General features: G+C 62.7%; 4 protein-coding genes and 1 pseudogene. 1 reads left to right on the forward strand and 4 read right to left on the reverse strand.

Annotation, left to right across the window (positions count from 1 at the left end; all coding sequences use genetic code 11):
- On the forward strand, positions 1–191 hold a 191-nt coding region (locus tag ABIV12_RS08030), incomplete at its 5' end, for a hypothetical protein (RefSeq protein ID WP_348058054.1).
- A gap of 421 nt (positions 192–612) precedes the next feature.
- Here the strand turns inward: ABIV12_RS08030 and ABIV12_RS08035 are convergent.
- The 4 genes and pseudogenes from ABIV12_RS08035 to ABIV12_RS08050 all read right to left on the reverse strand — a co-directional run.
- Positions 613–954 (reverse strand): YciI family protein, encoded by a 342-nt coding sequence (locus tag ABIV12_RS08035; RefSeq protein ID WP_348058056.1) that lies wholly within the window; start codon positions 952–954, stop codon positions 613–615.
- Positions 955–1,466: 512 nt separating this feature from the next.
- Positions 1,467–4,646 (reverse strand): CusA/CzcA family heavy metal efflux RND transporter, encoded by a 3,180-nt coding sequence (locus ABIV12_RS08040; protein WP_348058058.1) that lies wholly within the window; start codon positions 4,644–4,646, stop codon positions 1,467–1,469.
- A 10-nt stretch (positions 4,647–4,656) separates the two neighbouring features.
- The gene (locus ABIV12_RS08045) at positions 4,657–5,658 is read right to left on the reverse strand and encodes an efflux RND transporter periplasmic adaptor subunit (RefSeq protein ID WP_348058060.1); all 1,002 of its coding nucleotides are present in this window, start codon (positions 5,656–5,658) and stop codon (positions 4,657–4,659) included.
- A pseudogene (locus ABIV12_RS08050) lies at positions 5,655–5,939 on the reverse strand (TolC family protein); the annotation flags it as partial. The gene ABIV12_RS08045 and the pseudogene ABIV12_RS08050, both read right to left, overlap by 4 nt.

The raw sequence follows: 5,939 nt of genomic DNA on the forward strand, positions 1-5,939 counted from the left end.
CAACCGGCGGGCGGATCGGCGATCGTGACGACAGCAACAACTCGCCTCTCCTGCAACTCGTCGCGCAGCCGACCGCAAGCGCAGCTGTCAGCGCGCCCGATATCGGTCTGGTCGCCAAACTGCTGGCGGGATTTCTGCTGATGGCCATTGCCGCACGACGGCTTCGTCGCAACCACACGACCGACCGCTGACACAGCGGAACCGCGAACACATCATCTCGTCAGCGGCCTGCGAAGTGCTCGGTTGAATCTCGCGCTCCCCCGCACGCCCCGATCCGTAACGCGTCGGAGCAGCGTGCAGCGTGCAGCGTCACCGCCATCGACGAATCGGGGTCGCGATTCGCGGCAGCCGGTCTTGCACGCAACGACGTCAGAGTCTGCGGTTCCACCACGACTCCCCAAGTGAAACCAGCGGCTCGCTTGGAATCTGATTGAACGTGCACGCATGATGCGGTCATTCCGGACGCGTGACGAAGCCGAAGCTGGCGGGGCGGAGGTCGTTGAACGGGATATGGGCGATCCCGCGTCGCGCAGTGCGGCGCGTTGCCGGCCAGGCGGGTCGTCACGGAGCATCCGTTGAATTTGAATGAGCTCGGTCCTTGAGCGATTCCGATCAGGACTCGGGGTCATACATGATTTCGCGAACTTCCTGTGCGCAACGACATCCTTCGGCGATGCGCGTCGCCCACGCATGAGCTTCCTCGCGCGTCGAAACCTCGATGATGGAGAATCCGCCGACGACCGCCTTTGTTTCCGGCAAGGGTCCGCTTGAAATGGTCCCGTCGGTCGCAACGATGGTCGATTGCTGGCGCAGAACCCCGCCGCCGAAGATCCAGACTCCGGCGGCCTTGGCGTCCCGAACCACCGCATGAGATGCCTCGCCCACCGCCGGCCAGTCCGCATCAGGAATGTGGGCCATCGAGCCATCGTCGAATGAAATCAGATAGCGTGTCACGTCATCGCTCCTTGTCTTCGCTGGGTCACCGACCGAGCTTGTATCAACAAGACGAACATCGGGCTCTGATTTCGACACACCTTCAATGCAAGCATGCCCGGACCAGCCGATATCCGCGGGCCCATCGTTGCGCGTACCGGTTCCGGTCCGATGGAGCGGTACGACGTCAGCAGACAGGGTACTGTGTCGAAAAGGCTCGAGCAGAAGCGGCTCTCACGAAGCGTGCCGGCGCGATGATGGCGCCGATTGAACGCAGGGGCTGTGGAGAAGTCATCTCGCGCGCGCCGCGCCGTTGCAGCGTGTTGGCGTGACGAGTCGATGGGCGAACGTGGCACTTCGATTGAGTGCGCGCTGCGTGATGTGAAGAGGGAGGCCGGCAATCAGCAGACGTGGGCGCGGAGACGCCGCGCCGACGAGGACTCGTTCAGACCTTCCAGGAGGACGGTCGCTTTTCGGACGGAAACGGCGCGCAATGCACATCACTTAGCACAATCGGTGCATCTCGCGAGCGATCAGCTGGAGCTTCCAACCTGCGATTGCTCGCTCCCATGCAACCAGCGATACAGCGCAGGCAGGATCAGCAACGTCAGCAGTGTCGATGACACGATCCCGCCAATTACCACCGTGGCCAACGGCCGCTGCACTTCGGAACCCGCGCCGACGTTGAATGCCATCGGCAGGAAGCCAAGCGATGCCACCAACGCGGTCATCAGGACTGGCCGCAGCCGACCCAGTGCTCCATCGACAATGGCCTCGTCCAGTGGAACGGCTTCCGCGCGCAACTTGCGGATGAAGCTGATCATGACCAGGCCGTTGAGGACCGCGATGCCCGACAGCGCGATGAAACCGACACCCGCCGAAATCGACAGCGGAATATCGCGCAACCACAACGCCAACACGCCACCGGTCAGTGCAAGAGGGACGCCGCTGAACACGATACCGGCATCCTTGACGGATCCGAAGGCCATGAACAGCAAACCGAAGATCAGCACAAGGGTCAGCGGTACCACCACAGCGAGGCGCTGGCTTGCTGAAATCAGCTGCTCGAAGGTGCCGCCGTATTCCAGCCAGTAGCCGGTAGGCAGCTTCACCTCGCGCGTGATCGCGGTGCGGACCTCGGCGACGAAGCCGCCGAGATCGCGTCCGCGCACATTTGCGCTGATCACAACGCGGCGCTTGCCGTTTTCGCGGTTGACCTGGTTCGGTCCAAGTCGCTGTTTGATGCTGGCAACTTCGCGCAACGGCACTGTATGCGGTGCGCCGCTGAGCCATGTTGCTTTGCCGCTCGACTCGTCTGCTTGTGCTCCATCGCCCAATGCAATGGGCAGCTCAGCGAGTGCCCGCGGATCTTCACGCAATGCGTCAGGCAATCGCACAACAATGTCGAAGCGGCGATCGCCCTCGAACAACTGGCCCGCTTTGGTGCCACCAATCGCCGTCGCAACTGCGTCTTGCAGGTCGCCGGGGTTGAGTCCGTAATTCGCCAGCGCATCGCGATTCGGTTCGACCGTCAACAACGGAAGCCCGGTCAGCTGCTCAGCCTTCACGTCCATGGCGCCAGGAATTTTGGCCATCACCGCTTCGATCTCCTCGGCCGTGCGGACCAGCTGATCCAGATCATCGCCGTAGAGTTTCACGGCAACGTCCGCACGCACGCCGGAGATCAACTCATTGGTGCGCATCTGGATCGGTTGCGTCACTTCATAGTTGTTGCCGGGGACTGCGTCGATGACGGCTTCGACCTCTTCAAGAAACACCCGCTTCGGCTTTCCAGGATCGGGCCACTCCTTGCGATCCTTGAGGATCACGAACGTATCCGCGATCGAGGGTGGCATCGGGTCGTTCGCGACCTCCGCCGTGCCGATCCGGGCATACACGCGTTGCACCTCCGGCAGCTTTGAAAGCGCCGCATCGAGGGTCCTCTGCATGTCGACCGACTGACTGAGGCTGGTTCCCGGAATGCGCAACGCCTGTACCACGACGTCGCCCTCGTCGAGGTTGGGAATGAATTCGGTGCCAAGCCGTGGCGCAAGCCATCCACACACGACAATGAGTAGCGCGGCAGCAGCGACCAACGGCATGCGCAGGCGCAGCGAGGCCCGCAGCAAGGGCGCGTAACGATGCCTCGACCAGGCGATCAAGCGATTTTCCTTTTCCGCAACATGTCCACCCAGGAAAACAGCGATTGCAGCGGGCACGAACGTGATCGATAGAAGAATCGCGCCAGTCAGTGCCAGCACCACGGCAATCGCCATCGGGTGGAACATCTTTCCCTCGATCCCGCCGAGCGCGAAGATCGGCAAGTACACCGCAGTGATGATGCCGACGCCGAACACGCTGGGCCGGATCACTTCGGCCGTCGCGCTTGCGGTGGTCGCAAAACGTTCTTCACGCGTCATGACCCGGCCCAGCGCGCGCTGCTGGTCGCCGAATCGGCGCAGACAATTTTCGATGATGATGACCGCGCCATCCACGATCAGACCGAAATCCAGCGCGCCCAGGCTCATCAGGTTGCCCGACACGCCACCCCGCACCATGCCGGTAAGGGTAAACAGCATCGCCAGTGGAATGACCGCCGCAGTAATCAACGCGGCACGGAAATTACCGAGCAGCAGGAACAGCACCACGATGACCAGCAGTGCGCCTTCCACCAGATTCTTCGACACGGTTGCAATGGTGCGGTCCACCAGTGCCGTCCGATCGTAAACCGCAGTGGCGACAACGCCCTCCGGCAAGCTGGCATTGGCTTCCTGCAGCCTTGCTGCAGCCGCGCGGGACACGTCCCGGCTGTTGCCGCCGACCAGCATCACCACCGTACCGATCACGGCTTCGTGGCCATTCTGTGTCGCCGCGCCACTGCGTAGTTCCTTGCCCTCGGCCACTGTCGCGATGTCGCGCACGCGGATGGGCACGCCTTCGCGGCGGTCGAGCACAATCGTGCCGAGTTGCTGTGCATCGCCCACCTGGCCGGGCACGCGCACCAGCAACTGCTCACCGTTGCGTTCGATGTAACCTGCGCCCACGTTGCGGTTGTTGCTGGCCACTGCTGCCACTACGTCCTGCAGTGTGAAACCGAGCGCGCGCAGCTTCACCGGATCAGGTGTGACGTGGATCTGTCGTTCATACCCGCCAATCGTGTTGACCTCGGTCACACCCGGCACGTTGCGCAACTGCGGACGTATGACCCAATCCTGCAAGGTGCGCAGGTCGGTGGGCGTGTACGCGCTTCCGTCCGGCTTGCGCGCATCGGGCTTTGCATCGACCGTGTACATGAAGATCTCGCCCATGCCTGTCGAAATCGGCCCAAGCGACGGCTCCAGCCCCGCAGGCAATTGCGAGCGAGCCTGTTGCAAGCGTTCGGCGACCTGCTGGCGCGCGAAATAGATATCGGTGCCGTCGTGGAAGGCCACCGTCACCTGCGACAACCCATAGCGCGACAGCGAACGTGTGTAGTCCAGCCCGGGCAAGCCGGCCAGCGCCGTTTCGATGGGGAATGTCACGCGCTGTTCGGACTCCAGCGGCGAATATCCCGGCGTCTCGGTGTTGACCTGCACCTGGATATTGGTGATGTCCGGCGTTGCATCGATCGGCAGCTTGGTGAAGCTCCAGCTACCCAAGGCAACAAGCCCCAAGGTCAGCACCAGCACCATCCAGCGCTGCCGGATGGAGAATGCAATCAGTCGCTCAAGCATGGCGGCCCCTTCAATGCGCGTGCGCAGCGGTGGACTTGCCGATGTCGGCCTTGACCAGGAAGCTTTGCGCGACCACGACCTGTTCGCCGGGCGTGAGACCTGCAGTGACTTCCACGTTGTGTGCATCGCGCCCGGCCACCGTCACCGAGCGTTGTTCGTAACGCTCTTGCTCGCGCACGTAGACCACGTCACGACCCTCTGCGTCGGTTTGCAACGCGGTCAATGGCACCACCAACGCAGCATCGGCACGATCCACCACGATCCGTGCGCGCACCGCGGCGCCAGGCCGCCACAGGCCATCCGCATTGTCGATGCGGGCGCGGGCGACCGTACTTTGGCTGACCGTTGCGGTCGCCGGAAGAATGCGTTCCAGCGTGGTGTCGATGCTGACACCGTCACTCAGACGCGTGACCGTCACCGGAATGCCGGCAGTGATGTGACCAGCGTCATTGCCAAAGATGTGCAAATCGACCCACAAGGTGGAAAGGTCAACGACTTCGAACAGCGCCATGCCCTCGCCAGCGACTGCACCCACCGTCGCCGCGCGTTGCAGCACGGTGCCGGTAAGCGGCGATGTCACGGTGTAAGTGGTCAAGCTGAGATTGCTTTCGATGCTTGCAAGTTTTTGCCCAGCACGCACCGTGTCGCCCACACCCGCATGCACGGCGCGGATGGGCCCCGGAAAACGCGCCATGACCTGCGCGACCCGACCTTCCACTGGCGTCAACAGGCCCTGGACTTCATGTTCGTCCGCAATCACGCCCGCCGCGACCGGCTCGACGCGGATGCCGGATGACTGCGCAACGGCGGCAGGAATGCTGGTCGATGCCACATCATCATCAGGATGTTTTTCGCCAGCATTTTCGGCATGGCCGCGTTCGTCTGGGTGCTCATCCGTGTGCGCGTCAGCGGGTTGCGCTGCGGGCTTGCTGCCGCAACCGGCCAAGGCCAGGCCAACTGCCAAAGCAAAGGTTGCGGCCAGCGCGCGCGTGAGTGAAGTCGTCTTGCTCATGGGTTGGTTCCTCGCGCGGCGGGGGCGGTATGCGTGACCAGTGATTGGCCGGTCAGGCGTTGCAGTTCGATCAGCGCGCGTTGTGCATCCAGCGCGACGTCCAGTTGCTGCTTGCGCGCTGCAATACCTTCGGACTGCAGCTGCGCCCATTCCAGATAACTGATGGCACCTGCGCGGTACGCCTTTTCGGCAGCAGAAGCCGCACGATCCAGCTTGGGCAGGATGTCCATGCGTAGCCGTTCGACTTCAAGCTGCGCACTTCGATAGCGGCCGTGCGCTTC

The sequence above is a fragment of the Dokdonella sp. genome, from assembly GCF_039926425.1.
Taxonomy (GTDB): Bacteria; Pseudomonadota; Gammaproteobacteria; order Xanthomonadales; family Rhodanobacteraceae; genus Dokdonella_A.

What these genes read in the sequence shown, in the direction of transcription:
- ABIV12_RS08040 (WP_348058058.1), bottom strand. Translation starts at nt 4,646, where the DNA reads ATGCTTGAGCGACTGATTGCATTCTCCATCCGGCAGCGCTGGATGGTG.
- ABIV12_RS08045 (WP_348058060.1), bottom strand. Translation starts at nt 5,658, where the DNA reads ATGAGCAAGACGACTTCACTCACGCGCGCGCTGGCCGCAACCTTTGCT.